A 26,480-nucleotide genomic window follows, 5' to 3' on the forward strand; every position below is an offset into this window, starting at 1 on the left:
CAGTGAACAATCGGGTGCACCCCACCGTAGTTCAGTTCATTGAACTCTGTCATCCAGAATATTGGACGGAATGTGTCGGACCTCGACCAGCTCACGCAGTCGCTCGCCCGGAACCTGAAGCGCTGGCGCAAGGAGCGGGGATTCACCCTGGACGCGCTCGCCGCACGCGCCGGAGTCAGCCGCGGCATGATCATCCAGATCGAGCAGGCCCGGACCAACCCCAGCGTCGGCACCACCGTGAAGCTGGCCGACGCCCTCGGCGTCTCCATCACGACGCTCCTCGACTACGAGCAGGGCCCCCAGGTCCGGCTCGTCCCGCCCGGCCAGGCCGTCCGGATGTGGTCCACCTCCACCGGCAGCCACACCACCCTCCTGGTCGGCACGGAGGCCCGCGGCCCGCTGGAGCTCTGGTCCTGGACCCTCATGCCCGGCGACGGCACCGCCTCCGACCCGCACCCGGAGGGCACGGTCGAGCTGCTGCACGTCACCGCCGGCACGCTCACCCTGGTCGTGGACGGCGAGGACCACCCGCTGCCCGCCGGCACCTCCGCCGTCTTCGAGGCGAACGTCCCGCACACCTACCGCAACGACGGCGACGAGCCGGTCGAGATGACGATGGCCGTCTCCATCCCGCCCGTACGCTGAGACGGGCGCCCCCCAGCCGGACGGCGGTTGTTAGCGTGAGGCGCATGCGCGCACCCATCGGAGACTTCGACGACGCCCGTCCCGCCCCCGACTGCCTCGACCTCCTGACCGGCCCTGTCGCCGCCGCCGTCCGCGCCTGGACGGGACCCGTCCCGGCCGACCGGGTGCTGTACGTGGACACCGACCCGGCCATCGCCGACACGGCCGTCTTCGTGGAGCACCACGGGCCCGAACTCCTCGACGCCTCCGCCAACTGCGTGGTCGTCGCGGGCAGGCGCGGGGAGACGACCACCCTCGCCGCGTGCCTCGTGAAGTCGGCGACCCGGGTCGACGTCAACGGCCTCGTCCGCAAGCATCTCGGCGCCCGCAAGGCCTCGTTCGCGCCGATGGACACCGCGACCGGCGAGACCGGCATGGAGTACGGCGGGATCACCCCGCTCGGCCTCCCGGCCGACTGGCCGCTGCTCGTCGACGCCGCCGTCGTCGACACCGAGTGGGTCCTCGTCGGCAGCGGCCGCCGCCGGGGCAAGCTCATCCTCCCCGGCAAGGCCTTCGCCCAACTCCCCGGCGCCGTCGTCCTGGAGGGCCTCGGCGTCCCCGTCGGCTGAGGGCGCGGCCGGGGGCTCAGCCCAGACGCGGTATCTCGATCGCGGGGCAGCGGTCCATGACCATGTCGAGGCCCGCCGCGCGGGTCCGGGCGAACGCGTCGTCGTCGACGACGTCCAGCTGGAACCAGACCGCCTTGGCGCCGATCGCGACGGCCTCGTCGGCGACGGCCCCCGCCAGCTCGCTGTTCACGAAGACGTCGACGACGTCGACCGGGAACGGGATGTCGGCCAGCGAGGCGTAGCCCTGCTCGCCGTGGACCGCCTCCGCCTTCGGGTGCACCGGGACGATCCGCTTGCCGAAACGCTGGAGGACGGCCGCCACCGCGTACGCGGCACGGGACCGGTTCGACGAGAGGCCGACCACCGCCCAGGTGTCGCCCGTGGACGTCAGGATCCGCCGCACCGTCTCCGACGCGGAGTACGCGGCGGGGCCGGTGGTCGTGGTGTCTGCGCTCATCGCTTCTGCTGCCTCTCGTCGGTGCGGTCCGTCTGTGAGAAGAACGAGCCGCGGCGGGCCGGGATTCCCGTACGCGTGACCCGGCGGCCCTGAGATCTCCCTTAGGGGCCCTCGGTCCACGTCGCATCGGCCCCCGCCGGGGAGGGCGAGGCCCGGGGGGACGCAGCGTGCCGGGAGGGCTCCGGAGGAGGCCGGGCCGGACGGACCGTAGGCTGGTCGGATGCAGGAGCAGTACCGCACGCCGGCCCGCGAGGGTGTGCACGAGACCGAGATCAACCGCTCGCGCTTCCTCTGCGCGCTCGCGCCCGTCGCCGACGAGCGCGAGGCGCAGGAGTTCGTCGCGCGGATCCGCAGGGAGCACCCGACCGCCACCCACAACTGCTTCGCGTACGTCCTCGGTGCCGACGCCTCCGTGCAGAAGGCGAGCGACGACGGCGAGCCCGGCGGCACGGCCGGCGTCCCCATGCTCCAGATGCTGCTGCGCCGCGAGATGCGGTACGTCGTCGCCGTCGTCACCCGCTACTACGGCGGTGTGAAGCTGGGCGCGGGCGGCCTGATCCGCGCGTACGGCGGGGCGGTCGGCGAGGCGCTCGACGCCCTCGGCACCATCACCCGGCAGCGCTTCCGGCTCGCCACCGTCACCGTCGACCACCAGCGCGCGGGCAAGCTGGAGAACGACCTGCGGGCCACCGGTCGCGCCGTCCGCGAGGTGCGGTACGCCGACGCCGTCACGATCGAGATCGGCCTTCCCGACGCGGACGTGCCCGCCTTCCGCGGCTGGCTCGCCGACGCCACGGCCGGCACGGCCTCCTTCGAACTCGGCGGCGAGGCGTACGGCGACGCGTGAGACGTCACAGGCGACGCGTGAGACGTCACACGTGACGCACCTCACGTGACGGACCGTCAGTGATGCCCCCTGCATGACGTGGTGCGGCCGGGCGCCGGGGCGTGCCCGGCCGCACGCGCCCCCGTGGACGGGCCGCGCCCACCAGCCCGCTCGGGATAGCGTGGTGCGCGCACACGAACGGGAACCGGCGGCGAGGGGCAGGGCACATGCGGGGTGGGGCGGCATCGTGAGGCTCCTGCACACCTCGGACTGGCATCTCGGCCGGTCCTTCCACCGCGTCGGTCTCCTCGACGCCCAGGCCGCCTTCCTCGACCACCTCGTGGCGACCGTCCACGCGCACGACGTGGACGCCGTCCTCGTCGCCGGGGACGTCTACGACCGGGCCGTGCCCCCGCTGCCCGCCGTCGAGCTCTTCGACACCGCGCTGCACCGCCTCGCCGAGGCCGGGGTGCCCACCGTCATGATCTCGGGCAACCACGACTCCGCCCGGCGCCTAGGCGTCGGCGCCGGACTCATCGAGCGGGCCGGCATCCACCTCCGTACCGACCCCGACGGCATCGGCACCCCCGTCCTCCTCTCCGACGCCCACGGCGAGGTCGCCCTCTACGGCCTGCCCTACCTCGAACCCGTGCTCGTCCGCGAGCGGCTCGGCGCCGAGAAGGGCGGCCACGAGGCCGTCCTCGCCGCCGCCATGGACCGGGTCCGCGCCGACCTCGCCCGCCGGCCCGCCGGCACCCGCTCCGTCGTCGTCGCCCACGCCTTCGTCGCGGGCGGCGCGCCGAGCGACAGCGAGCGGGACATCACGGTCGGCGGCGTCGCCGCCGTCCCCGCCGGGATCTTCGACGGCGTCGACTACGTCGCCCTCGGCCACCTCCACGGCAGCCAGACCCTCACCCCGCGCGTCCGCTACTCCGGCTCCCCCCTCGCCTACTCGTTCTCCGAGGCCGACCACCGCAAGAGCATGTGGCTGATCGACCTGGGCCCCGGTGGTCCCGACGGGGCGATCACCGGCGACGTGCGCCTCGACTGCCCCGTCCCGCGCCCCCTCGCCCGCATCCGGGGGCGACTCGACGACCTCCTCGCCGACCCCGGGCTCACCCCGCACGAGCAGTCCTGGGTCGAGGCCACCCTCACCGACCCCGTGCGGCCCCCCGAGCCCATGGCCCGGCTCACCGAACGCTTCCCGCACACCCTCAACCTGGTCTTCGACCCCGAGCGGACCTCGGACGACCCCGGCGCCTCCTACGCCCAGCGCCTCCGGGACCGCAGCGACCAGCAGATCGCGGAGGACTTCGTGGCCCACGTGCGCGGCGGCGCCCTCGACGGCGCCGAACGGACGGTCCTGTACGGCGCCTTCGACGACGTCCGCGTCGACACGGCCGAGCGCGAGGTGGGCCGGTGAGGCTGCACCGCCTGGAGATCACCGCCTTCGGCCCGTTCGGCACCACGCAGAGGATCGACTTCGACGCCCTGTCCTCCGCCGGGCTCTTCCTCCTCCACGGGCCGACCGGCGCCGGCAAGACCTCCGTCCTCGACGCCGTCTGCTTCGCCCTGTACGGAAGCGTGCCCGGCGTCCGCCAGACCCCCGGCGCCTCCCTGCGCAGCGACCACGCCCCCGTCGGCACGTACACCGAGGTCCTCCTCGAGCTGACCGTGGGGGACCGGCGTCTGGAGATCACCCGTCGCCCCGCCCAGCAGCGGCCCAAGAAGCGCGGCGGCGGCTTCACCACCGAGAAGGCCCAGACCTGGCTCCGCGAGTACGACCCGACCACCGGTGAGTGGGCCGGCCTCAGCCGCTCCCACCAGGAGACGGGAGAGGAGATCACCCAGCTCCTCGGCATGAGCCGCGAGCAGTTCTGCCAGGTCGTCCTCCTCCCGCAGGGCGACTTCGCCCGCTTCCTGCGCGCCGACGCCGAGGCCCGGGGCAAGCTCCTCGGCCGCCTCTTCGACACCCGCCGCTTCGCCGCCGTCGAGGAACGCCTCGCCGAACTGCGCCGCACCGCCCAACAGCAGGTCGAGGACGGGGACGCGCGGCTGCTCACCCTGGTCCACCGCATGACCCAGGCCGCCGGCGGCCTCGACGCCGCCCGCACCCCCGTCGAGGGCCGGCCGGGCGACCCCGGGCTCGCCGACTCCGTCCTCACCTGGGTCGCCGTCGCCCGCACCGAGGCACGTGAAGCCCTCGACATCGCGGACGTGCGCCTCACCGCGGCCGAGGCCGCCCGGGACGCCACGCGCGCCGCCCTCGACGCGGAGAACGACCTCGCCGCCCGGCAGGCCCGGCACGCCGACGCCCTCCGGCGCCGCGAGCGGCTCACCGCGCGGGCCCCCGAGCGCGACCGCCTCCAGGACGCCCTCGACCGGGGCCTCAAGGCCGACCGGGTGGCCCCCGCCCTCGGACTGCGCCGCGACGCCGAGCGCGAGCACGCCGCCGCGCACACCGCCCGGGAGCGTGCCCGCGCCCTGCTGCCCCCCGACCTCGCCGAGGCCGGCGCCGAACACCTCTCCACCCTCGAACACCGACTGCGCGAGGAGCTCGGCGGCCTCGACGCGGCCCGCCGCGCCGAGCGCCGCGCGGCCGCCGTCGCCGAGGAACGCGCCGTACTCGCCAGGGAGGCGCGCGCCGACGAGGACGCCCTCCGGGACGCGGCCGACTGGCTCGCCGGCTGGGAACCGCGCCGCACGGCCCTCGCCGAACGCGTCGAGGCCGCCCGCGACGCCGCCGCCCGCGCCGAACACCTCGCGGGCCGTCTGGAGCCCGCCCGCCGCAGGCTCGCCGCGGCCCGCCGCCGCGACTCCCTCGCCCGGGAGGCCCGGGCGGCCGAGACCCGCCTCGCGGAGGCCCGCGAGCGGCGCAACGCGGCCCACGAGAGCTGGCTCGACGTCAAGTCCCGGCGCCTGGAGGGCATCGCCGCCGAACTCGCGGTCGCCCTCACCCCGGGCGACCCCTGCCAGGTCTGCGGTTCCACCGACCACCCGGCCCCCGCCCGCACCACCGCCGGCCACGTCGACCGCGCCACGGAGGACGCCGCCTACGCGGCCTACAGCCGCGCCGAGGAGACCCGCACGGCCGCCGAACGCGAACTCGCCGTCACCCGCGAGTCCTGGTCCGCGGCCCGTACGGAAGCCCTGACCGGGCTGGAGACCGCCGACCCCGGATCCGAGCCCAACGTCCGCGAACTGGCGGACGAGGTCGATGAGTTGGCCCGGCTGCACGCCGAGGCGCACGCGCTCGCCGGACAGACGCACGGCGCGCGCGAGGCGCTCGCACGGGCCGAGCGGGAGCACGAGGAGCGGGTGGGCGCGCAGCGCGAGGCCGAGCGGCGGGTCGCCGCGCGCACCTCGCGACGGGAGGCCCTGGAGCGGGAGCAGTCCGCGCTCGACGAGGAACTCGCCCGGGGACGCGGCGCGTTCGCCAGCGTGGCCGAACACGCCACCCGCCTGGAGCGGCGGATCGCCCTCCTGGTCGACGCCGCCGGAGCCGTACGCACCGCCGAACTCGCCGCCCAGCGCCTCAAGGAGGCCGACGACCGGCTCGCCGACGCCGCCTACAGGGCGGGCTTCGCCACCCCGGCCGAGGCCGCCGGCGCCCTCCTCGGCGAGGGCGAGCGCCGCGACCTCCAGCACCGCGTGGACGCCTGGCAGGCGGAGGCCGCCGCCGTCGCGGACCGACTCGCCGAGCCCGGCACGGCCGAGGCCGCCGCCCGCCCGCCCGCCGACCCCGCCGCCGCGGCGGCCGCGCACACGGCGGCCGAACGCGCCCTCCGCGAGGCCGACTCCGCCCTGGCCGCCGCCCGCGAGCGGGCCGCCGGACTCGCCGGACTCTCCCGGCAGGCCGTCACCGAGGTCCGCCGCCTCGGGCCGCTGCGCGAGGAGTACGACCGGGTGGCCCGGCTCGCCGCCCTCACCGCCGGCACCTCCGCGGAGAACGAGCGCCGGATGCGCCTGGAGTCGTACGTGCTCGCCGCCCGGCTCGAACAGGTCGCGGCGGCCGCGAGCGCCCGCCTCCAGCGCATGTCCTCGGGCCGCTACACCCTCGTCCACTCCGACGCGCGCTCCGGCGGCAAGCGGTCCGGTCTCGGACTGCACGTCGTCGACGCCTGGACCGGAAACGAACGCGACACGGCCACGCTCTCCGGCGGCGAGACCTTCTTCGCCTCGCTCGCGCTCGCCCTCGGCCTCGCCGACGTCGTCACCGACGAGGCCGGCGGCGTCAGGCTCGACACCCTCTTCATCGACGAGGGCTTCGGCAGCCTCGACGAGCAGACGCTCGACGAGGTCCTCGACGTCCTCGACTCGCTGCGCGAGCGGGACCGCAGCGTCGGCATCGTCAGCCACGTCGGCGACCTGCGCCGCCGGATCCCGGCCCAGCTGGAGGTCGTCAAGGCGCGGCAGGGCTCGACGGTGCGGCTGCGCACCGGCGGGGACGCGCTCAGCGGCTGAGGGGGCGCCGGGGCAGCGGCGAGGAGTAGACGACGCTGGTGGTCACCGCGCCGAGCGTGGCGACCTTCCCGCTGATCGCCTCCAGGTGCTTCATGGAGCGGGCGGCGACCTTGAGGACGAAGCAGTCGTCGCCGGTGACGTGGTGGGCCTCGAGGACCTCGGGCGTGGTGTCGAGCAGGTCGTGGAACGGCTTGTAGTTGCCGTGCGGGTAGCGCAGCCGTACGAAGGCCAGGATGGGCAGGCCCAGGCGGTCCTGGTCGACGATCGCCGTGTACCCCGTGATCACCCCGGCGTCCTCCAGGCGCCGCACCCGCTCGGTCACCGCGGACGGCGACATCGACACGGCGCGGGCGAGCTCGGCGAAGCTGGCGCGGCCCTCGGACTGGAGCGCTTCGAGGATGCGCCAGTCGGTGGCGTCCGGGGTGTATGCGGTGCTCATGGAGGAGAGCGTGCAGGGGAATCCCCGGTCGATCAAGTGATCGACCGGGGATTCTCGCGATCGGAGACGCGCGGAGGCGGGAGATCCCGGATCCGGGATATCGGACACGGGATCTGACTCCGGGATATCGGATACAGGATCTGGCTGCGGGATATCGGATACGGGAGATCTCAGAGGCGGGAGATCTCGTCCACCAGGTCGTCCAGACCGAGGGGGCCCTGCGAGAGGGCCGCCATGTGCCAGGCCTTCGCGTCGAACGCCTCGCCGTGCGCGGCCCGCGCGTTGGCCCGGCCGAGCAGCCAGGCGCGCTCGCCCAGTTTGTAGCCGATCGCCTGGCCGGGCATCGACAGATAGCGGGTCATCTCGCTCTCCACGAAGGACGGCGGGCGGCTGCTGTGCAGCTGGAAGAACTCCTGGGCGAGCTCCGGCGTCCACCGCTCGCCCGGGTGGAAGGGCGACTCCGCGGGGATCTCCAGGCCGAGGTGCATGCCGATGTCCACGATCACCCGGCACGCGCGCATCATCTGGCCGTCGAGGTAGCCGAGGCGCCGCTCCGCGTCGGGCAGGAAGCCCAGTTCGTCCATCAGGCGCTCGGCGTACAGCGCCCAGCCCTCCGAGTTCGCGCTGACCTTCCCTATGGTCGCCTGGTAGCGGGAGAGCCGGTCGGCGACGTGCGCCCACTGCGCGATCTGCAGGTGGTGGCCGGGGACGCCCTCGTGGTACCAGGTCGACACCAGGTCGTACACCGGGAAGCGGGTCGTGCCGTCCACGGGCAGCCAGGTGCGGCCCGGGCGCGAGAAGTCCTCGGACGGACCCGTGTAGTACGGCGCGGCGGCGCCGCCGGGCGGCGCGATCCGGGACTCCACCCGTCGTACCCGCTCCGCGAGTTCGAAGTGGTGGCCGTCGAGCGCCTCGATGGCCTCGTCCATCAGCTCCTGGAGCCAGACCCGGACCTCCTCCACGCCCTCGATGTGCGTGCCGTGCTCGTCGAGGTGGGCGAGCGCCTCCCAGGGGCCCGCGCCCGGCAGGATCCGCTCGGCCTCGGTCCGCATCTCGTCGAGGAGCCTGTGGTACTCGCTCCAGCCGTACGCGTACGCCTGGTCGAGGTCCAGATCGGTGCCGTTGAAGAAACGGGTCCAGCGCTGGTAGCGCTCGCGGCCCACCGTGTTCGGCGCGTCGGCCACGGCCGGCGCGTACACGTCCCGCATCCAGTCCCGCAGTGCCCCGACGGCGGCGGTGGCGCCCTTCGCGGCCGTCGCGAGCTCGGTCCTCAGGTCCTCGGGGAGCGTGGCGGGGCCGGCGGCGGCGAACTCCTCGAACCAGCCCGGCTTCCCGTTCTCCCCGCCCGCCCACTCGGTGAGCTGCTCGACGAACGTGGCGGTGGGGCGCGGCCCGCCGAAGAGCCCCCGCTCCAGGCCCAGCGCGAGGGAGGCGCGGTAGCCGTCGAGCGCGTCCGGGACCGCGCGCAGCCGGGCGGCGACCGCCTCCCAGTCCTCCTCGGTCTCCGTCGGCATGACGGTGAAGACGATGCGGACGCTGTGCGCGGGCGAGCGCATGTTGCTGACCGTGCGGAGGTTCTCCTCGGCCTCGTGCATGGCCAGTTCCGCCGTCAGTCGCTCCCGCAGCAGCCGGGCGCAGCGCCGCTCGGCGTCGCTGTCCGCGCCGGGTGCCCGCTCGGCCTCGTCGAGACGGGCGAGCGTGCGGCGGGCGAGGTCGGCCACCGCCCGCTGGCCGGCGGGCGAGAAGTCCGGCAGCAGTCCGGCGCTCTCCTTGACTCCCAGGTACGTACCGGTGATCGGGTCGAGGGCGATGAGTGCGTCGACGTGGTCGTCGGCGACCTGGCGGGGCAGCGCGCTGCTGGAAGTGTCTGGCATGGGGGTCATCCTGGCGCCTCCGGAGGGCCTGCGTCACCCTCGTCAGGCCTCAGTCGGCTGACAAGGAGGGGCCGGGGGAGGGCGGTAGCAGGGGGCCGCATTCCCACTGCTGGAAGATCAGTCGGGTCTCGACGCGGGCCACCTCGCGCCGCGAGGTGAACTCGTCGAGGACGAGACGCTGCAGGTCGGCGGGGTCCGCCACGGCCACGTGGACGAGGTAGTCGTCGGGACCGGTGAGGTGGAACAGCGCCCGGGACTCGGGAAGGGCCCGGATCCGGTCGACGAACGGACCGATCAGTTCACGCCGGTGGGGGCGGACCTGGACGAGAAGCAGCGCTTCGAGCCCGCGCCCGAGTTTGGCCGGATCCAGTCGTAGCTGGTGTCCGAGGATCACCCCGGTGCGGCGCAGCCGTGCCACCCGGTCGAGGCAGGTGGAGGGTGCGACGCCGACCTCGGCGGCGAGTTCGCGGTAGGTGCTCCGGGCGTCGTTCTGCAGGAGGCGAAGAATGTGCAGATCGACCGCGTCCAGTACGACAGAATCGGCCATCTGGCGAACGTAACACGGTGATGTGACGCTACTTCCCGGTATCCGTTCACAGTGCCGCCATGGACGCCATGGATCACGGCCTCTCGGCCATCCCGAGGGCCCTTGCCACCGAAGCCGTGCACGCCGGCCGCGAAGACCTCGCCGGACTCGGACTGCACGCCCCGCCGATCGACCTGTCCACCACCTATCCCTCGTACGACGCCCGGGCCGAGGCCGCCCGGATCGACGAGTTCGCCACCACCGGCGCCCGGCTCGACGGCCCGCCCGTCTACGCCCGGCTCGACAACCCGACCGTCGCCCGCTTCGAGGAGGCCCTCGCCCGCCTGGAGGGCGCCGAGGCCGCCGTCGCCTTCGCCAGCGGCATGGCCGCCCTCACCGCCGTGCTCCTCGCCCGGGCGAGCCAAGGGCTGCGGCACGTCGTCGCGGTCCGCCCGCTGTACGGCTGCAGCGACCACCTCCTCGACGCCGGGCTGCTCGGCACCGAGGTGACCTGGACCGACCCGGCGGGCATCGCCGACGCGATCCGGCCCGACACCGGCCTCGTCATGGTCGAGTCGCCCGCCAACCCGACGCTCGCCGAGGCCGACATCCGGGCCATCGCCCACTCCTGCGGCTCCGTCCCGCTGCTCGTCGACAACACCTTCGCCACGCCGGTGCTCCAGCGCCCCGTCGAGCAGGGCGCGCGCATCGTGCTGCACAGCGCCACCAAGTACCTGGGCGGTCACGGCGACGTCATGGGCGGAATCGTCGCCTGCGACGAGGAGTTCGCCCGTACCCTCCGTCAGGTCCGGTTCGCCACCGGCGGAGTGCTCCACCCCCTCGCCGGATACCTGCTGCTGCGGGGCCTCTCCACCCTCCCGGTACGGGTCAGGGCGGCGTCCTCGACGGCCGCGGAGCTGGTCCGGCGGCTCGCCGTCGACCCCCGCGTCGCCCGCGTCCACTACCCGCGGATCGGCGGCGCGATGATCGCCTTCGAGGTGTACGGGGAGCCGCACGACGTGATCGCCGGCGTACGGCTCATCACCCCGGCGGTCAGTCTCGGCAGCGTCGACACCCTCATCCAGCACCCGGCCTCCATCAGCCACCGCATCGTGGCCGAGGGAGACCGGCGCTCCGCGGGCGTCAACGACCGGCTGCTGCGGATGTCGGTCGGCCTCGAGGACGTCGAGGACCTGTGGCGCGACCTGACCCAGGCGCTCAGCGCTCCGCCGGCCGGGTCCCTTCGCGCGGCTGCTCCTGCCGTGCCCGAGCGCCCGGTCGCGGCGTCGAGGACAGCCGGGCGGTGATCACCAGGGTGCCCTCCTCGATCTGGTAGTCGAGGGGGAGGTTCAGCGCCCGCATCGCGGCCACCATCCCCGTGTTGGAGGACTGCGTCACGGCGTACACGCTGTCGCAGCCGGTCTCCTCGGCCATCGCCACCAGCCGGCCGAGGAGCTCGGAGCCGATGCCGCGCCGCTGCCAGTCGTCCTCGACGAGGAGGGCGACCTCCGTCTCGTCGCCGTCCCACAGCAGGTGGCCGAGGGCGACGAGACGGCCGGAGGCCGTCTGTACGGCGAGGGTGCGGCCGAAGCGGGGGCTGAGCAGGTGGTCGAGGTAGCGGTCGGCGTCGCCGACGGGGCCGTGGTAGCGCAGGCCCAGGGTGCGGGCCGAGCAGCGGTCGTGCATGGCGCGCGCGGCGGGCAGGTCGCGCTGGTCGGCGCGGCGGACCGTGATCTCGTTGCCCTCCGGCAGGGTCAGCACGTCCTGGCTGCGCGGGACGCGGGGGCCGAGCCGGGCGTCGAGCTCGACGAGGGCGCGGGCCCGGGCGAACTCGGTCGGGGTGAAGGGCAGATGGGGCCGCTCGACGATGAGGGTGCCGCCGTGCGGGTCGCGCAGCCGCATCACGGTCTCCTCCAGGACGCCTTCGACCGGGGCCTGTTCGCCGGTGGGGCGGCCGGTCAGCGAGACCGCCGGCACGGAGTGGAGGGTGCAGCGGCCGAGGAGCTGCCGCAGTGCGAGCGGCAGTTCGGCCGCGTCGAGCGCGGTACGGGTGGCGAGGCCCAGGACCCGGGTGGGGGTGTCCACCAGGTCGTGGGTGTCGGCCCGCTCGGTCCAGGTGTCGCGGCCGCCGGCCGCGGCCGTCTCGCGGGCGAGGGCCTGCGCGGAGAGGCCGACGGGGGCGCGCAGCAGGAACTCGTCGACCGTGCCGTCGGCGAGCGGATGGGTCTGGAGGGTGAGGATGTCCACGCCCAGGCGGGCGAGGACCGTGCACAGCGCGGCGAGGCTGCCCGGCGTGTCCGCGACGGTGGTCCGCATCCGCCACAGCGTCGTCTCGGCCGGTGCCCCGGACTCCCCCTCCGTCTCCTGCTCGTTCGCCGGGGATCCGCTCGGGGCCGACAGGTCGGTGGTGGGGCGCCCGCCGGTGTGACCGGCGGGCGGGGCATGGTCGGCATGACTGCGCCTGCGTGCCCACCAGGTGTGGAACGCGGCGGTGGCGACCAGCGTGATCGCGGAGAAGACCAGGAGGTAGGGGCCGTCGGGGCCCTTGACGATGGTCTTGGCGATCGTGTCGGCCACCACCACGGCGGTGAACAGGGCGGCGAGCTCGATCAGGTCGTGCCGCCAGTGGTGCGGACGGCGGGCGCTCTTCGAAGACGTCACATCGGTCATGACTTCACTGTGACCCAGCGGTGTTGCGTGATCGCGAACGCTTTGTGACTGACGGGTTAAGTGCCGATCTGTTGACTTAAAGACCAATTCAGGCCGTTTCTGTCGGAGGCTGATCGACCCCCTGACGGAGTGCGCTCAGCAGCCGTCCGGCCTGCACCACCAGCTGCGAGGAACCCCGCCCCGAGGCGAGCGTTTCGAGCCCGGCGACCTCCCCGCGGGCCCCGCACCGCTCCACGCAGTCGGCGGCCACCGCGAGGACCTCGCCGAGCCCCCGTACCGGCTGCGCCGGGGCGAGCACCCCCGGAAGCATCGCCTCGAGCACCGTCCAGACCGTGGGGTGCGCACCCGTGGCGGCCGCCGTCCGGGCCGCGTCCGCCAGCCGGTTCGGCTTCACCGAGCCCTCCGCCACCAGCCACGCCAGCTCCGTGCCGAGCCGTCGGGCGTTCAGCTCGCCCCGCGCCGCCAGGACGAGCACGCCGTCCACCGCGCGCAGCCGGTCGTCCGCGTCCACGCAGCCGAGACCGAACGCCAGGGTCAGCAGCACCGCGCGGCCGACCGGCCCGTCGGCCTCGACCAGTGCGGTCAGCGGTTCGGTCGCGCCCCGCGAGTCTCCCTCGACGCAGTGCGCGAGGGTCGGCAGAAGGCAGGCCGCGAGCAGTTCACGGTCGGCCGGCAGCACCGGGGCCCCCTGCGCCCGGCCCTCCACCCCGTGAGGGCAGCGGCGGGGGGCCGCCTCCAGAGCGCCACCGAGCCACTGGAAGGCGGGCGGGAACTCCGCCCGGACCGTCTCGTGCTCGCCGAGATCGACCACGATCCGGTCGCTCAGCCGCCGCCTCGTCGGCGTCCTGTCCTCGTCCCGGGGGAGGAACCGCACGGTCGCCCCCACGGCCGTCTCCTCGCGCAGCCAGGCGGCGAGCCGCCGGCCGGCCGGGGTGCCGAGCGCCACCGCCTCCTCGGCCGCCCGGCAGGCCGACGGATCGGCCCGCAGCACCCGCACCAGGGCCTGGGCGAGATCGGCCGGAGCGGGCTCGACGCCGGAGTCCCGGTACTCCCGCAGCCGTTCCACCAGGATCCGCGGGTCGATCGCCCCCGTGCTCCAGGTCGGCGTGGCGAGGAGGAACGGCAGCGCGTCCGTGCCCACGAGATCGGCGGTCTCCCACAGCCGGGCGTCGAGGACCCCCGAAAGGGCCTGGTGGAGACAGGAGTCCGGACCGGGGCCCCGAGTCCGGCGGGACTCGACGAGCGCCGGATTCAGCAGCCCCAGCAGCCCCGCGAGCACCACATGGACCCCATGGGTCTCCTGCGTGAAGTAGTGGGTCTCCTGCTCCCACGGGCGCCAGGGGAAGGCCTCCCGCACCGCCTCCGCCACGGCCGCCCGGTCCCGGTGCGCATGCCGCACCAGGCCGTCGAGCGCCCGCTCGAACGCCGCGGGCTCCTCCGAGAGCCGCTTCACCACCAGCTGTGCCACCAGCTCCTCGACCGTCGTCGCCGGGGGCGTGAGCCGCTGCGCCTCCGGCACCGGCGGCAGGATCTCCTCGTACGGAAGCGCCGTCCCCTGCCCCAGGTCCGCGCCGAACAGCTCCTCGGCGGCCTGCCGGTGCATCGGGCTCAGCAGCCCGGCGGCCTCCGCGAGTTCGCGCCGCACCCCGGCGTCCACGGCCTGCAGATGACGGCCGACCAGCTTGAGGGCCCGCTCCTGCACATCGGTGTCCTCGCTCCCGAAGGCCTCCGTCACGGCGGGCAGCAGCTCCCCGGCCGCGCCCGGCTCCTTGGCCAGCACCTTGCCGACCAACGCCAACTGGGCCCGCACCAGCTTCTTCTCGGTACGGAAGAGGACACCGGCCGTCATCTCCGCCAGCGCCCCGACCGGCAGCGTCCCCGCCGAGGCGAGCTCCGTCAGGACGTCCTGCGCGTACCCGGCGACGAGCGAGGGCGCGTCGGACGCGATCCCGATCCAGTCCGGGATCCGCTCCCGCAGCTCCTCCGCGTCCGGTTCGAGCAGCCGCACCATCTCCAGCGGGAGGCGCAGGTTCCGGAGGGGACCGCCGTGCAGCAGCCGGGACACGCACACGTCCAGGACCTGGGCCCGGTCCAGGACCCCTTCCTCGACGAGCGTCCGCAGGGCCGTGGGCCAGTACCTCTGTGCCCGACGGCCGAGGGTGCGGGCCAGCCGCTCGGGGGGCTCGGCCATCGCGAGGGCGTGGGCCACCAGGACCGGTGTCTGCGGGTCCTCCCGGAGCCGCTCCACGAGCCGGTCGTCGGTGATGTGCCGGGTCCAGGCGGTGACGTAGCCGTCGGTGGGCGGAACCGTGTGCCCGGAGCGGGCCATGAGCCCGTGGAGCAGCGTGTAGCTGTTCTCCGCCACCGCCCGGCGCCCGGCCAGACGCCCCGCCAGGTCCGCCCCCCACTCCGGGTCCCGGTCGCCGAGCGCCTCGAGAGCGAGTGCGCCGTCCTCCTCCCGGATCAGCAGGTCGCGCGCGCCGAGCCAGCTCGCGGCCGCCGCGGCCGTCGGGAGACAGCCGGCGCCCGCCACGTACAGCGCGCTGCGGATGAGGTCCGGCAGGTGCGGGGGCGTCGCCCACTTTCCGGCGCGCACCTCCGCGCGCAGCGCCGTGAGCCGGGTGAGCGCGACCTTGCGCGCGGCGGCGTCCAGCGGTTCCAGGAGCCCCGGCACCGCGGCGGCCCGCCCCTCGCGCACGGCGACGAGCAACTCCTCGACCCCGCCCTCGCCCTGCACGCCGGTGCTGCCGCCGCCACCGACGCCCACGCCACCTGTACCACCACCCGCACCGGCCGCGTCGTCGTCAGCCGTGGGGCCCCCTGCGTCGACGGTCTCGCCGGTCGCCACTTCGTCAGCCATCCCGGTCGCCATGCTCGTCCCCGTCCCGTTCCCCATGGTGCTCCCCCTGCCCCGCGGCTCGCCCCGCGTCCCCGTCATCACGCCGCCCCGCCGACGGCCGTGGCCGTCCGCCGCGCCATCCGGACCGCAAGCACGTGCTTGCACGGCCCCCCGCCGTCTCCAGGCCGAGCAGCCGGCCGGAGCCCGTGGGCTCCGGCGCGGACGGGCGGAGGCGGGCGAGCGCCTGTACGGATCGCGTCATGGGTACGACGGTAGGACGCCGCACTGACAATCACCCGGGACGGACCTCCGCACGCCCCTGACCTGGGGTTACTGCCCGACCTGACCCGGCTGGAGCACCTTGCTGAACAGCACCGTGCCGCCCTCGGCCCGCAGCCGTACGGTCAGCTCCCCGCTGTGGCCGTCGATGTCGACCTCGCCGAAGTACTGCGGGCTCTCCATCGGCGACAGGTTCCCCCGCTCCGGCGCCCGCACGAACACCCGCTCCGGGCCGAACGTGGCGTCCAGGGCGTTCGCCGGGAACCCGCCCGCCGCCAGCGGCCCGGACACGAACTCCCAGAAGGGGGCGAAGTCCTGGAAGGCCGCCCGCTCCGGCGCGTAGTGCTGCGCCGAGGTGTGGTGGACGTCCGCCGTCAGCCACACCGTGCCGGTGATCCGCCGGTGCTTCACGAACCGCAGCAGCTCCGCGATCTGGAGCTCCCGGCCCAGCGGCGCGCCCGGGTCGCCCTGGGCGATCGCCTCGAAGTTCGCCGCGCCGTCCGGGACGACCAGACCGATCGGCATGTCCGCCGCGAGCACCTTCCACACCGCCCGGGACGCGGCCAGCTCCCGCTTCAGCCACGCCAGCTGCCCGGCGCCGAGGATGCCGGTGGTGTCGTCGGCCTGCCGGCCGGGCGAGTTGGCGTTCCGGTAGGAGCGCATGTCGAGCACGAACACGTCGAGCAGCGGCCCGTACCGCACCACCCGGTGCATCCGCCGCTCGCGCCCCTCCCCGCGCGCGTGGAGCGTGGAGACCGGGAAGTACTCGCCGAACGCCCGCGAGGCCCGGGCCGCGAGGACGTCCACGTCCTTCTCCGTGTAGCGGGGGTCGTCCAGGATCTGTCCCGGGTACCAGTTGTTCCGCACCTCGTGGTCGTCCCACTGCACCACCGACGGCACCTGCGCGTTGAAGGCCCGGACGTTGTGGTCGAGGAGGTTGTAGCGGAAGTTGCCCCGGTACTCGTCGAGGGTCTCGGCGACCTTCGACTTCTCCGGGGTCGTGACGTTCCGCCAGATCCTCCCGTCCGGCAGGGTCACGCTGGGCTGGATGACCCCGTCGGCGTAGATCGTGTCGCCGCTGCACAGGAAGAAGTCCGGGTCGAGCCGGCGCATCTCCTCGTACGCCCGGAAGCCCCCGATGTCCGGGTTGATGCCCCAGCCCTGACCCGCGATGTCCCCGGACCACAGGAAGCGGACCCCGTCGCGGCGCCGCTCCGGGGCCGTGCGGAAGGTGCCGAGGACCGGCTCGCCCGCCCGGCGCGGATCGTCCGGGTCGACGAGGGTGACCCGGTAGTGGATCTGCTCGCCCGCCGGCAGGCCGCGCAGCACGGTCGTGCCGGTGAAGTCCGTGCCCGCGTCCATCAGCGGCCCGAAGTGGCGGCGCGCGTGCCGGAAGGACTCGGTCGCCGACGTCTCCACGAGCATCCGCGCCGGCCGGTCCGAGCGCACCCACACCAGACCGGAGGAGGCCGTGACGTCACCCGCCTGCACACCCCACTCGGCCCGGGGCCGGCCCGAGAGCGCGAACGCGGGAGCGGCGAGACCGGTGCCGCCGAGGGCCAGCGCCGCCGAGGCGGCCAACGAGCCGCGCAGGAGGCCGCGTCGAGCGGGGGAGGGTGAAGAGCCGGGCAGAGGAAGGGACATGAGAGAGCCTCCGGGGTCGGTCGTTCCGGTCACGGACGGCGCGCCGTGTCCGTGCCTGCCGGGCCGGGCGCGCCGCCCCATGCCTAACGGCCGGGTGCGGCGGCCACACGAACCCCGCGTGAACAGATCGCCCTCCTGGCGGCCCGCCTCACCCCCTCCCGCACCCCTCCGCCACCCACCTGATCCCGGTGCCGATGGCCGAAGGAGCCAGGTGCGCGTACCCGATGACGAGCCGTACGTCCTCGTCGGACGGCCGGGCGGTGCCGTACTCCTCCAGAGTCCGCAGCGCCACCCCCGCCTCCGCCGCCCGCGCGAGGAACCGCTCCGGGGGCCCGAACCGGGCCGGTACGCGCGCGATGACGTGGAGTCCGGCCGCGATGCCACTCACTCGGGTGCCCGGAAGGTGCTCCGCGAGGGCGGCGAGCAGCGCGTCCCGCCGCTCCCGGTAGGCGCGTTGGCAGCGGCGCAGCTGACGGTCGTACCCGCCGCGCGTCACGAACTCCGCGAGGACGGCCTGGTCGAGCACGGGATTGCCGAGGTCCATCGTCCGCTTGCGCTCGACGATCTCGTCGAGCAGCGCCTCCGGGACGAGCATCCAGCCGAGCCGCAGCCCCGGGGCCAGCGACTTGCTGACCGAGCCCGTGTAGGCGACCCGCTCGGGGTCGAGTCCCTGAAGTGCGCCGACGGGGGCGCGGTCGTAGCGGAAGTCGCCGTCGTAGTCGTCCTCCAGGACGTATCCGTCCACGGCGCGCGCCCAGTCGAGGAGGGCGGCCCGGCGCTCCGCCGACCAGCTGATGCCGGACGGGAACTGGTGCGAGGGCGTCACGACGACCGCCCGCACTCCGGAGTCGGCGAGCGGCCCCGGGCGCAGTCCCTCCTCGTCCAGCGGCAGCCACACCGTCTCCAGGCCGGTCGAGGCGAACAGGCGCCCGTGCTCCGGGCTGCCGGGATCCTCGATCCCGACCCGGCGCAGTCCGCGCGCGCGCAGGACGAAGCCGAGGAGGGTCGACGCCTGTGCCACGCCCGAACAGACCACGAGTCGCTCCGGATCGGCCACCACGCCCCGTCGCCGCGCCAGCATCGCGGCCAGCGCCTCGCGCAGCTCGGGGAGCCCGCGCGGATCCGGGTAGCCGAGCGCCGGGTGGGGGAGGCGCGTGAGCACGGACCGCTGCGCCGCCGCCCACGCGCTCCTGGGGAACAGCGACAGGTCGGGGGTCCCCGGCCGGAAGTCCACCCGGACCCCGGGCGCCCCGGCTGCCAGGTCACGGGCCCCGCGCACGGCCGCTCGGGCCGCGCCGCCCACCCAGGTCCCCGCACCCCGGTCGCTCCGCAGGTACCCCTCGGCCGTCAGCTGTTCGTACGCCTCGGTGACGAGGCCCCGCGAGACGCCGAGGTCGGCAGCGAGCGCGCGGGTCGACGGCAGTCGCGTCCCGGCCGCGAGCCGGCCCGAACGCACCGCCTCCCGCAAGGCCTCCTGCAGTGTCCGCCCCCGCCGCCGCGCCGGAGCGCCGACGGCCGGCAGAAGCAGCTCCCAGGCCGCCTGCCCCTGGCTCCTCATGTCGCACGACCCTTCTCGCCGTCTTCGACCGGGAGTTCACCGATCCGCCCCGGTCGTGACCCATGATGCCGAGAGCGGCCGGGAGTCAGTGCTGCACGTCCAGGGAGAGGTGCGCGGACAGCGCGCGCAGGAACTCGGGCGCGTCGAACATCTCGCCGGCCGAGGCGACGCCGGTCGTCCGGGTCCGGCCGGTGAGGATCCGGTGGACCGCCTCCACCGCGAGCGGTGCGCTGACGGCGTAGATGTCCCTGCCGGTGGCGACGGCCCGGCGCTCCGCGCCTCCGGAGCGGACGAGGACGTCCACGAGGAAGGTCTGTGCGGACCGGCCGCGCTCGTCGACGGCGGCCGGTGCGGACGCGTCCGGCGCCGACAGGTCCCGGGCCGCGTCGACCGCCATGTAGGTGCGTACCTCGGGCACCGCCAGGTGGCTGGGGACGGTCACGACGTCGGCCATGGTGAACTCGCCGATGACGGGCCGGGTGCCCATGGGGGCGGGGAAGGGCCACTCCAGGACGGGGAGCGCCTCGTCGTGGTACTCCAGCCGGCCTCCGGTGTGGCGGACGTGCCGGCCGCCGCGCCGCTCGCGGGAGACCTTGCCCGCCGCGAGGGTTCCCGCCGTGGGGTGCCAGCTGCTCAGTCCGTACGCGACGTGCACCTCGTCGGCCGTCGTCCAGTCGCCCATGGCCGTGGTGGCCAGCAGGTCGCCGAGGCCGCCGTAGAAGGCCATGGCGGGGACGATCGCCGTTCCCGCGGCACGGGCCCGGTCGGCGAAGCGCGCGAAGGTGTCGGCGTTGGCCTCGATCTCGGCCGCCACGTCCACGTACGGGATCCCGGCGCGCAGCGCAGCCTCGATCACCGGGGCGCCGGTCACGGCGAACGGTCCGGCGCAGTTGACGACGGCCGCCGCGCCGGCCAGCGCGCGGTCGAGCGAGGCCGGGTCGTCGACCGACGCCGGGCGGACGTCGAGCCCGTCGTGGGACGCGGCGAGCGTCCGCAGCCTGTCGGCGTCGCGGCCGGAGAGCACCGGGACGAAGCCCCGCTCCAGCAGTTCCGCCACCACGAAGCGCCCGGTGTGACCGTAGGCGCCGAACACCGCGACCGTCCGACCCGATTCCATGACTTCTCCCTCTGTTCCCAGTTGTCGAATGTTCAACTACTGCCATCCTGGCGGCCGGTGCGGTCGACCGCGAGTGTCCGGAACGCCACGCCCCGTACAATTACGGACATGGGTACGCTCGCGCTGGCCGTCACCGACGGCATGCTGCACTTCGAACTCTCCCTCGCACACGAGGTGTTCGGATCCGTCCCGGACGCCGTCACCGTCCCCTGGTACGACGTGGCCGTCTGCGGGCCGGGCCCCGTCTCGGTCGAGCGGTTCCGCCTGGAACCCGACGGCGGACTCGACCGGCTCCCGTACGCGGACACGGTGATCGTCCCGGGCTGGGCCGACGTCGACAGGGAACCGCCCGCCGACCTGGTCGACGCGGTACGCGCGGCCCACGAGGCGGGCGCGCGCGTGGCCTCCCTGTGCACGGGCGCCTTCGTCCTCGCCGCCGCGGGCCTCCTCGACGGACGGCGCGCCACCACGCACTGGGCGCACACCGAGACCCTGGCCGGGCGGTACCCGCGCGTGGAGGTCGACCCGGACGTGCTCTACGTGGACGAGGGCACGGTGCTCACCTCCGCCGGCAAGGCCGCCGCGATGGACCTCTGCCTGCACCTCGTCCGCCTCGACCACGGCTCCGCGATCGCCAACACGGTCGCCCGACGCCTGGTCGTGCCCCCGCACCGGGACGGCGGACAGGCCCAGTTCGTCACCGCACCCGTGCCCACCCGGCAGGACCACCCGCTCACCGAGCTGCTGCCCTGGGCGGTCGAACGGCTCGGCGAACCGCTGACCGTGGAGGACCTGGCACGCCGGGCGCGCATGAGCTCGCGCCACCTGGGCCGCCACTTCCGGGCCGCGACCGGCACCACCCCGCTGCAATGGCTGCTCACCCAGCGGATCCGCCGCGCCCAGGAGCTCCTCGAAGCCACCGACGACAGCGTCGACGCCATCGCGGAGGCCACCGGCATGGGCACCGCCACCACGCTCCGCCGCCACTTCAACCGCACCGTCGGCGTGCCCCCGGACACCTACCGCCGCACCTTCCGCTCCCGGACCGGCCCCGCCGGACGTGTCGAAAGTGGTCCCCGATGACGTGACGGAAGTGGACCTCAACCCGGGCCGCGCGGCTCCCTAGCGTCGGAGGCATGAACGCGAACGCCCTGCGCGGGGTCCTCCTGGTGACCCTCGCCTACGCCCTCGTCGGTGCCTCCTTCACCGCCAACAGCCTGCTCGGCGCCTATCCGTACGCGGGCGGGCAGGCCCTCCGCTACGGTGCCGCCTGTCTGCTCCTCCTCCCGCTGCTCGGCCGTGGCGGGCTCGCTCCGCTGCGGCTCCTGACCGCCCGTCACCGGCTGCGGCTCGCCGCCCTCGCCGCCGTCGGCATGGTCGGCTTCAACCTCGCGGTCCTGGCCGCCGAACGGACCGCGGAGCCCGCCGTCCCCGGCGTCCTCGTCGGCTGCGCCCCGGTCGTCGTCGCCGTCCTGGTCCCGCTCACCGAGGGCCGCGGGCCCGCCCCCGCCGTGCTGTACGGGGCGCTGCTCGTCGCCGCCGGCGCCTTCACCGTGCAGGGCTGGGGCCGGACGGACCTGGCCGGGATCGGCTGGTCGGTGGCGGCGCTCGCGGGTGAAGTGGGGTTCACCGTCCTGGCCGTCCCGGTGCTGCGGGTGCTCGGGCCGAAGCTGCTGACGGCCGCCGTGTGCGGGATCGGCGCGGCCGAGGCGGCGCTCGTCGGCCTGGTCGTGGACGGCGCCGGGTTCGTGCGGATGCCGACGGCCGTGGAGACGGGGGCCCTGGTCTGGCAGGCGGCCCTGGCCACGGTCGTCGGGTTCGTCCTCTTCTACATGGGTGTCCAGCGCGTCGGCATGGAGAGGGCCACTCTCTACACCGGGGCCATCCCGATCGCCGCGGCTCTGAGCGCAGCCCTGGTCGGAGGCGCCGCCTTCGGCCTTCCCCAGGCGGTCGGCAGCCTCCTCGTCGGTGCCGGAGCCGCCCTGGGCACGGGCCTGTTCACCCGCTCGGCCCGCCCGGGCTCAGCGGCTGCCGTCGAGGATCACGCGCGCGACCAGAGCGGGGTCGTCGTTCATCGGCACATGGCCGCAGCCGGGCAGCCGGACCAGGCGCGCGGCGGGCAGGGCGTGCTTGGCGCGGATGCCCTGGCGGCGCAGCAGCAGCCGGTCGCGGGTGCCCCAGGCGACGGTGACGGGGACCGACGGGACGTCGTCGCGGAAGAGGGCGGTCCGGCCCGCCGTCAGCGTCTGGTGGAAGCCGGTGGCCTGTCGCAGCGCGAGCGTCTCGGCGACGACGGCCTCGGGTGACCGGCGGGCGGGGCGCGCGTAGATCGTGCTGGTGAGGGCGGTGCGTCCGGCGGCCGTGCGCGAGAGGCGCTCGATCACCGGAACGGGCAGCGACAGGGCGGCGCCGCGCATGGCCCGCAGCGTCCCGAAGGCGTACCGCCGCTCGGCCTCCGACCAGAAGCCGGCGGGGGAGAGGGCGGTGACCGAGCGCACCAGCTTCTCCCGGCCGAGCTCCAGGGCGAGCAGCCCGCCCAGCGAGTTCCCCGCCACGTGCGGCCGCTCGAAGCCGACGGCCTCGCAGAAGGCGCCGAGCACGGGGACGACGGTGGACAGGTCGTACGGGAGGCCCTCCGGCAGTCCGTCGGAGGCCCCGAAACCGGGCAGGTCGACGGCGATCACCTCGCGTTCGACGGCGAGGACGTCGAGGACGGGCCCCCAGGCCTGCCAGTGGTGCCCGATGCCGTGGAGCAGCAGCAGGGGCTCGCCCGCCCCCCGCCGCTCGTACGTCATGGAGATGTCGCGGGGACCCGCCGGGGTCTCGATCGTGAACGCGATCCGTGCGGGCATGCGGCCCCCTCGCTTCCTCGTGAAGCTTCCTCGTGAACACCGGCAGGCGCCACCTTCTGACCGGCGGGCGCCACCATTTAGACGCCCCGTCAGCAAGAATTACCGCTCAGTAGCCAGGAGTTCAAGACGGGAGCCGGAAACTGGACAGGACCGATGACGTGGGCTGGGATGGAAGCGTGCCCACCGACACCGACACCGACACCCTGACCGAACTCTTCGAGGAGCACCGCCCCATGCTCCTCGGCGTCGCCTACCGGATGCTCGGCCGCACAGCCGACGCCGAGGACGTCGTCCAGGAGGCCTGGCTGCGCTGGACCGCCGCGGACCGGGCCGCCGTCCGCGAGCCGCGCGCCTTCCTCGTACGGATCACCACGCGGCTCGCCATCGACCGGCTCCGCCAGGCGCAGGTGCGCCGCGAGTCCTACGTCGGCCCCTGGCTCCCCGAACCCCTCGTCACCGACTTCGGCCCCGCCACCCCCGACAGCGCCGAGCGCGCCCTGCTCGCCGACTCCGTCTCCCTCGCGGTCCTCGTGGTGCTCGAATCCCTCTCCCCGCTGGAGCGGGCCGTCTTCGTGCTCCGCGAGGCCTTCGGCTTTCCGTACGGGGAGATCGCCACCGCCCTCGACCGCTCCGAGGCGGCCGTGCGCCAGCTCGCCGGCCGCGCCCGGCGCCACGTCGACGAGGGGAGGCCGCGCTACGACGTCGACCCGGCCGAGCGCCGCGACCTCACCGAGCGCTTCCTCTCCGCCGCGGCCGGCGGCGACCTCGGCGAGCTCCTCGCGCTCCTCGCCCCGGACGTCCGGCTCGTCGGCGACAGCGGCGGCAAGTCCAAGGCGCCGCTGCGGATCATCGAGAGCGCCGACAAGGTCGGCCGCTTCCTCGTCGCCGTCGCCCGGGACTCGTGGGACGGGTACGAGGTGCGCTTCCTGGAGCTCAACGGCGCCCCGGCCGTGCTCGTCCTCGCGGACGGAGAGCCCGAGACCGTCTTCCAGGTCGAGGTGCGCGACGGACTGGTCCAGTGCGTCCACATCATCCGCAACCCCGACAAGCTCCAGGGCCTCGTCCGCCTCGCCGACGACTGACGGAGATCACGCCAGTCGGCCGGAACTCGCCCCGCCTCCCCTTCCGGGAGGCGGGGCCTTTTGCTGCGCGGGGTTCACAAGGGCGCGAACGTCCTGTGAACGATCCAGGTCAGAGGGTCACATTCAGGGACGTTCGACAGAGGATTGGTCTTGACCAAGGGGGTGGCTCGCCTTATGGTCGCAGAGTTAGTGCAGGAACCTTTAATAAACAAGGGCGCGGAAAAACGCCGCGGGACACGGCGAATTGCGGAGGATCAGGGTGGGGACCACGCAGCTGACATCGGTACCGGAGCCGAAGTACCAGCACCTCAAGACAGTCATCGGCGAAGCGCTCGACTCGGACTTCGCGGTCGGGGAGATCCTGCCCAACGAGCGCGAACTCGCGGCGCGCTTCGGCGTCGCCCGTGCCACGCTCCGTCAGGCCCTGGAGCAACTGGAGCTGGAAGGCCGCCTGCAGCGCCGCCGCGGCGTCGGCACCACCGTCGCCCCGCCGCGCGTCGGCGTCGACGTCTCCACCACCCAGCAGGCCTGGCCCGGCGTCGGCGACGACGTCTGGCAGCCCCAGGACTCCACCACCGACGTGGCCCCGGCCGCCGTCGCGCGCGTCCTGGAGACCGCCGCCGACGAGCAGGTGCACATCGTCCGCCGCCTCCGCATCAGCCAGGGCCAGCCGGTCGCGGCCGAGCTGCTCTACGTGCCGGCCGGCTCCGTCCCGGACCTCAGCGCCATCGACGCGCCCGCGGGTCCCGCCCGCGCCCGCGCCGTGCTCCGCGAACTCCAGCACCTCGCCCTCGACGGTCAGGACCGCGCCGTGGAGCTCGGCTCCGCCCGCGCCGACGACGCCAAGGAGCTCGACCGGCTGCCGGGCGCGCCCGTCCTCGTCGTGACGACCCGCTACCTCTCCGCCGGACGTCCGGCCGCCGTCTCGGTGGCCACCTACCGCGCCGACACCTGCCGCCTCACCTTCGGCGACTCGGCCGACCTGGTCATGGCCTCGTAGGACTCCCCGCGCCTTCGGACACCGGCCCGTCACCAGGAGGCTCCTGGGGCCTGTCCGGCGGATCAGGGCCGGGGCCGCGACGCCCGGCACGGCGCCTCGCCGCGTTGCCGGAGCGCCCCCACAGCTCCGCTGTCGAGGCGCTCCGGCGCCTTGCGATCCGCCCCCTCGGCCCTGGCGGGCCTGGGGGACCCCCTGCATCAGACGCCGCGGCCTTCTCCGGCCCGGATCCGCCGGACACCCCCTGGTGTCCTGAGTCGGAGATTCTTGGGTGGTTCTCTCAGCCTCCGGCCTTCGGGCCGACGGTTCCAAGTCGAGCCCCGACCTGGTGAGAAGCGGGCGCGGCCGCCGGTCGATCGAAGCAGAGATCTGCCTAAAGACTTCCGACTCAGGACACTAGCGGCGGGCCGTCACCGTGCCCTCGACGGCGAAGAGCTGCTCCTCGACGTGGTCGAGGGCGAGCCGCAGGGCGCCCGTGCCCACCGCGGCCTCGCCGAGCAGGGACAGCACCACCCGGGGCGGCCGCAGGCAGAACCGCGCCAGTTCCTCGCGGAGCGGCTGGAGCACCCCGTCGAGGCCGGCCGCCCAGCCGCCGACGACCACCAGCTCGGGGTCGATGGCGAGGACCAGGGCCGCCACGTCGTGCACGAGCCGCTGGATGAAGCGGTCCACCGCCGCCTCCGCGCGCGCGTCGCCCTTGCGGGCCAGTGCGAAGACCTCGGCGACCGCCTGCTCGTCCAGCGGGTGCAGCGGCTCGTCCGTGGTCGAGAGGAGACGCTCCGGGGTCACGCCCTGGCCGAGCAGGTGCAGGGCGCCGATCTCCCCGGCCGCCCCGCCGAAGCCCCGGTGCAGCCGGCCGCCGATCAGCGAGCCGGCACCGGGGCTGAGGCCGGCGAGGACGAAGACGATGTCGTCGGAGTCGGTCGCGGCGCCCTTCCAGTGCTCGGCGACGGCCGCCGCGTTGGCGTCGTTCTCCACGATCACCGGGCAGCGGAAGGAGCGCCGCAGCCGCTCGCCGAGCGCGAGGCCCGTCCAGCCGGGCAGCGCCGTGCCGAGGCGTACGGTGCCGTCGGCCTCCACGATGCCGGGCGTGCCGACGCCGACGGCCCGCAGGTTGGACCGGGCGACCCCGGCCCTGCGCAGCACGTCGGCCACGACCGTACGCACCCGGTCCAGGCGCTCGTCCTCGGACGCCGTCTCCGACACCTCGCGGGACCCGGCGCCGATGATGCGCCCGTCCAGACCGGAGAGCAGGGCGGCCACGCGGTGCGGACCGATCTCGATGCCGAGCAGATGGCCGGCCTCCGCGCGGAAGCGGAACCTCCGCGCCGGGCGACCCTGCCGCCGGGCCTCGCCCTCCTCGGGCGCCGACTCGACGACGAGACCGCCCTCCATGAGGCCCTCGACGACCCCCTCGACCGTGGGTCGCGACAGGCCCGTGATCCGGGTCAGATCCGTGAGCGTGGGCGCGTCGGCGCCGCGCAGCGCATGGAGTACCACCGCGGAGTTGATCCGCCGCAGCAGAGACGGATCCCCGCCGGTCAGCCGCCCCACAGTGTGTCCTCCCAGCTCGTGCACCTCTTCGGCGGATGGTACTCAATGG

Annotated in this window: 20 protein-coding genes and 1 pseudogene; 10 read left to right on the top strand and 11 right to left on the bottom strand. The window is 74.5% G+C overall.

Annotation, left to right across the window (positions count from 1 at the left end):
• The first annotated feature begins 72 nt into the window (after positions 1-72).
• Both BLW86_RS31955 and BLW86_RS31960 read left to right on the top strand, forming a co-directional pair.
• Positions 73-645: a helix-turn-helix domain-containing protein gene (locus BLW86_RS31955; RefSeq protein WP_093877240.1), complete on the top strand. Its 573-nt coding sequence runs from the start codon at positions 73-75 to the stop codon at positions 643-645.
• Positions 646-689: 44 nt separating this feature from the next.
• Positions 690-1,253 (top strand): YbaK/EbsC family protein, encoded by a 564-nt coding sequence (locus BLW86_RS31960; RefSeq protein ID WP_093877241.1) that lies wholly within the window; start codon positions 690-692, stop codon positions 1,251-1,253.
• Positions 1,254-1,269: 16 nt separating this feature from the next.
• Here the strand turns inward: BLW86_RS31960 and BLW86_RS31965 are convergent, their stop codons facing one another.
• On the bottom strand, positions 1,270-1,710 hold the full coding sequence (locus BLW86_RS31965) for a CoA-binding protein (RefSeq protein ID WP_093877242.1): 441 nt from the start codon (positions 1,708-1,710) through the stop codon (positions 1,270-1,272).
• 220 nt (positions 1,711-1,930) lie between these two features.
• Here BLW86_RS31965 and BLW86_RS31970 point away from each other — a divergent pair, with 220 nt between their 5' ends.
• From BLW86_RS31970 to BLW86_RS31980, 3 genes are all read left to right on the top strand, one after another.
• Entirely contained in the window at positions 1,931-2,557 is a 627-nt protein-coding gene (locus tag BLW86_RS31970) for a YigZ family protein (RefSeq protein ID WP_093877243.1), read from the top strand.
• A 226-nt stretch (positions 2,558-2,783) separates the two neighbouring features.
• Positions 2,784-3,959 carry an exonuclease SbcCD subunit D gene (locus BLW86_RS31975; protein WP_093877244.1) on the top strand — a complete coding sequence of 392 codons (1,176 nt, stop codon included), beginning with the start codon at positions 2,784-2,786 and terminating at the stop codon, positions 3,957-3,959.
• The gene (locus BLW86_RS31980) at positions 3,956-7,000 is read left to right on the top strand and encodes an AAA family ATPase (protein ID WP_093877245.1); all 3,045 of its coding nucleotides are present in this window, start codon (positions 3,956-3,958) and stop codon (positions 6,998-7,000) included. The genes BLW86_RS31975 and BLW86_RS31980 overlap by 4 nt, the downstream gene beginning before the upstream one ends.
• On the opposite strand, the gene BLW86_RS31985 is transcribed toward BLW86_RS31980, so the two are convergent.
• From BLW86_RS31985 to BLW86_RS31995, 3 genes are all read right to left on the bottom strand, one after another.
• Positions 6,990-7,439: an Lrp/AsnC family transcriptional regulator gene (locus BLW86_RS31985; RefSeq protein ID WP_093877246.1), complete on the bottom strand. Its 450-nt coding sequence runs from the start codon at positions 7,437-7,439 to the stop codon at positions 6,990-6,992. The two genes, BLW86_RS31980 and BLW86_RS31985, sit on opposite strands and share 11 nt — an antisense overlap.
• Positions 7,440-7,609: 170 nt before the next feature.
• On the bottom strand, positions 7,610-9,313 hold the full coding sequence (locus BLW86_RS31990; RefSeq protein WP_177181807.1) for a DUF885 domain-containing protein: 1,704 nt from the start codon (positions 9,311-9,313) through the stop codon (positions 7,610-7,612).
• Between the two features lie 49 nt (positions 9,314-9,362).
• Positions 9,363-9,860, bottom strand: a complete 498-nt coding sequence (locus BLW86_RS31995; RefSeq protein ID WP_030686247.1) for an Lrp/AsnC family transcriptional regulator — start codon at positions 9,858-9,860, stop codon at positions 9,363-9,365.
• A gap of 59 nt (positions 9,861-9,919) precedes the next feature.
• Between BLW86_RS31995 and BLW86_RS32000 the strand changes: the two genes are divergently transcribed.
• Positions 9,920-11,146, top strand: a complete 1,227-nt coding sequence (locus BLW86_RS32000; RefSeq protein WP_093877248.1) for a trans-sulfuration enzyme family protein — start codon at positions 9,920-9,922, stop codon at positions 11,144-11,146.
• Here the strand turns inward: BLW86_RS32000 and BLW86_RS32005 are convergent.
• The 5 genes from BLW86_RS32005 to BLW86_RS32025 form a co-directional block, all read right to left on the bottom strand.
• Positions 11,058-12,509, bottom strand: coding sequence for a GNAT family N-acetyltransferase (locus BLW86_RS32005; protein WP_093877249.1), 1,452 nt, complete (start codon positions 12,507-12,509; stop codon positions 11,058-11,060). The two genes, BLW86_RS32000 and BLW86_RS32005, sit on opposite strands and share 89 nt — an antisense overlap.
• Positions 12,510-12,597: 88 nt before the next feature.
• A complete protein-coding gene (locus BLW86_RS41610; RefSeq protein WP_256341485.1) occupies positions 12,598-15,369 on the bottom strand; it encodes a DUF7824 domain-containing protein in 2,772 nt (923 codons plus the stop codon).
• Positions 15,370-15,678: 309 nt separating this feature from the next.
• A complete protein-coding gene (locus BLW86_RS32015) occupies positions 15,679-17,271 on the bottom strand; it encodes an alkaline phosphatase D family protein (protein ID WP_093877251.1) in 1,593 nt (530 codons plus the stop codon).
• 148 nt (positions 17,272-17,419) lie between these two features.
• The gene (locus BLW86_RS32020) at positions 17,420-18,829 is read right to left on the bottom strand and encodes a MocR-like pyridoxine biosynthesis transcription factor PdxR (protein WP_177181808.1); all 1,410 of its coding nucleotides are present in this window, start codon (positions 18,827-18,829) and stop codon (positions 17,420-17,422) included.
• A gap of 85 nt (positions 18,830-18,914) precedes the next feature.
• On the bottom strand, positions 18,915-19,946 hold the full coding sequence (locus BLW86_RS32025) for a saccharopine dehydrogenase family protein (RefSeq protein ID WP_093877252.1): 1,032 nt from the start codon (positions 19,944-19,946) through the stop codon (positions 18,915-18,917).
• 108 nt (positions 19,947-20,054) lie between these two features.
• On the opposite strand from BLW86_RS32025, the gene BLW86_RS32030 reads away from it, so the two are divergent.
• Both BLW86_RS32030 and BLW86_RS43405 read left to right on the top strand, forming a co-directional pair.
• Positions 20,055-21,029: a helix-turn-helix domain-containing protein gene (locus BLW86_RS32030; RefSeq protein ID WP_093877253.1), complete on the top strand. Its 975-nt coding sequence runs from the start codon at positions 20,055-20,057 to the stop codon at positions 21,027-21,029.
• Positions 21,030-21,319: 290 nt separating this feature from the next.
• Positions 21,320-21,919: pseudogene (locus BLW86_RS43405) on the top strand (EamA family transporter); the annotation flags it as partial.
• Positions 21,920-21,967: 48 nt separating this feature from the next.
• Here the strand turns inward: BLW86_RS43405 and BLW86_RS32045 are convergent.
• A complete protein-coding gene (locus BLW86_RS32045) occupies positions 21,968-22,798 on the bottom strand; it encodes an alpha/beta fold hydrolase (RefSeq protein WP_093877255.1) in 831 nt (276 codons plus the stop codon).
• A 176-nt stretch (positions 22,799-22,974) separates the two neighbouring features.
• On the opposite strand from BLW86_RS32045, the gene BLW86_RS32050 reads away from it, so the two are divergent.
• On the top strand, positions 22,975-23,880 hold the full coding sequence (locus tag BLW86_RS32050; RefSeq protein WP_256341486.1) for an RNA polymerase sigma-70 factor: 906 nt from the start codon (positions 22,975-22,977) through the stop codon (positions 23,878-23,880).
• Between the two features lie 259 nt (positions 23,881-24,139).
• Positions 24,140-24,880, top strand: coding sequence for a GntR family transcriptional regulator (locus tag BLW86_RS32055; protein WP_093877257.1), 741 nt, complete (start codon positions 24,140-24,142; stop codon positions 24,878-24,880).
• A 393-nt stretch (positions 24,881-25,273) separates the two neighbouring features.
• On the opposite strand, the gene BLW86_RS32060 is transcribed toward BLW86_RS32055, so the two are convergent.
• Positions 25,274-26,431 carry an ROK family transcriptional regulator gene (locus tag BLW86_RS32060; protein WP_093877258.1) on the bottom strand — a complete coding sequence of 386 codons (1,158 nt, stop codon included), beginning with the start codon at positions 26,429-26,431 and terminating at the stop codon, positions 25,274-25,276.
• Positions 26,432-26,480 lie beyond the last annotated feature (49 nt).

The sequence above is a fragment of the Streptomyces sp. TLI_105 genome, assembly GCF_900105415.1.
Classification (GTDB): Bacteria; Actinomycetota; Actinomycetes; order Streptomycetales; family Streptomycetaceae; genus Streptomyces.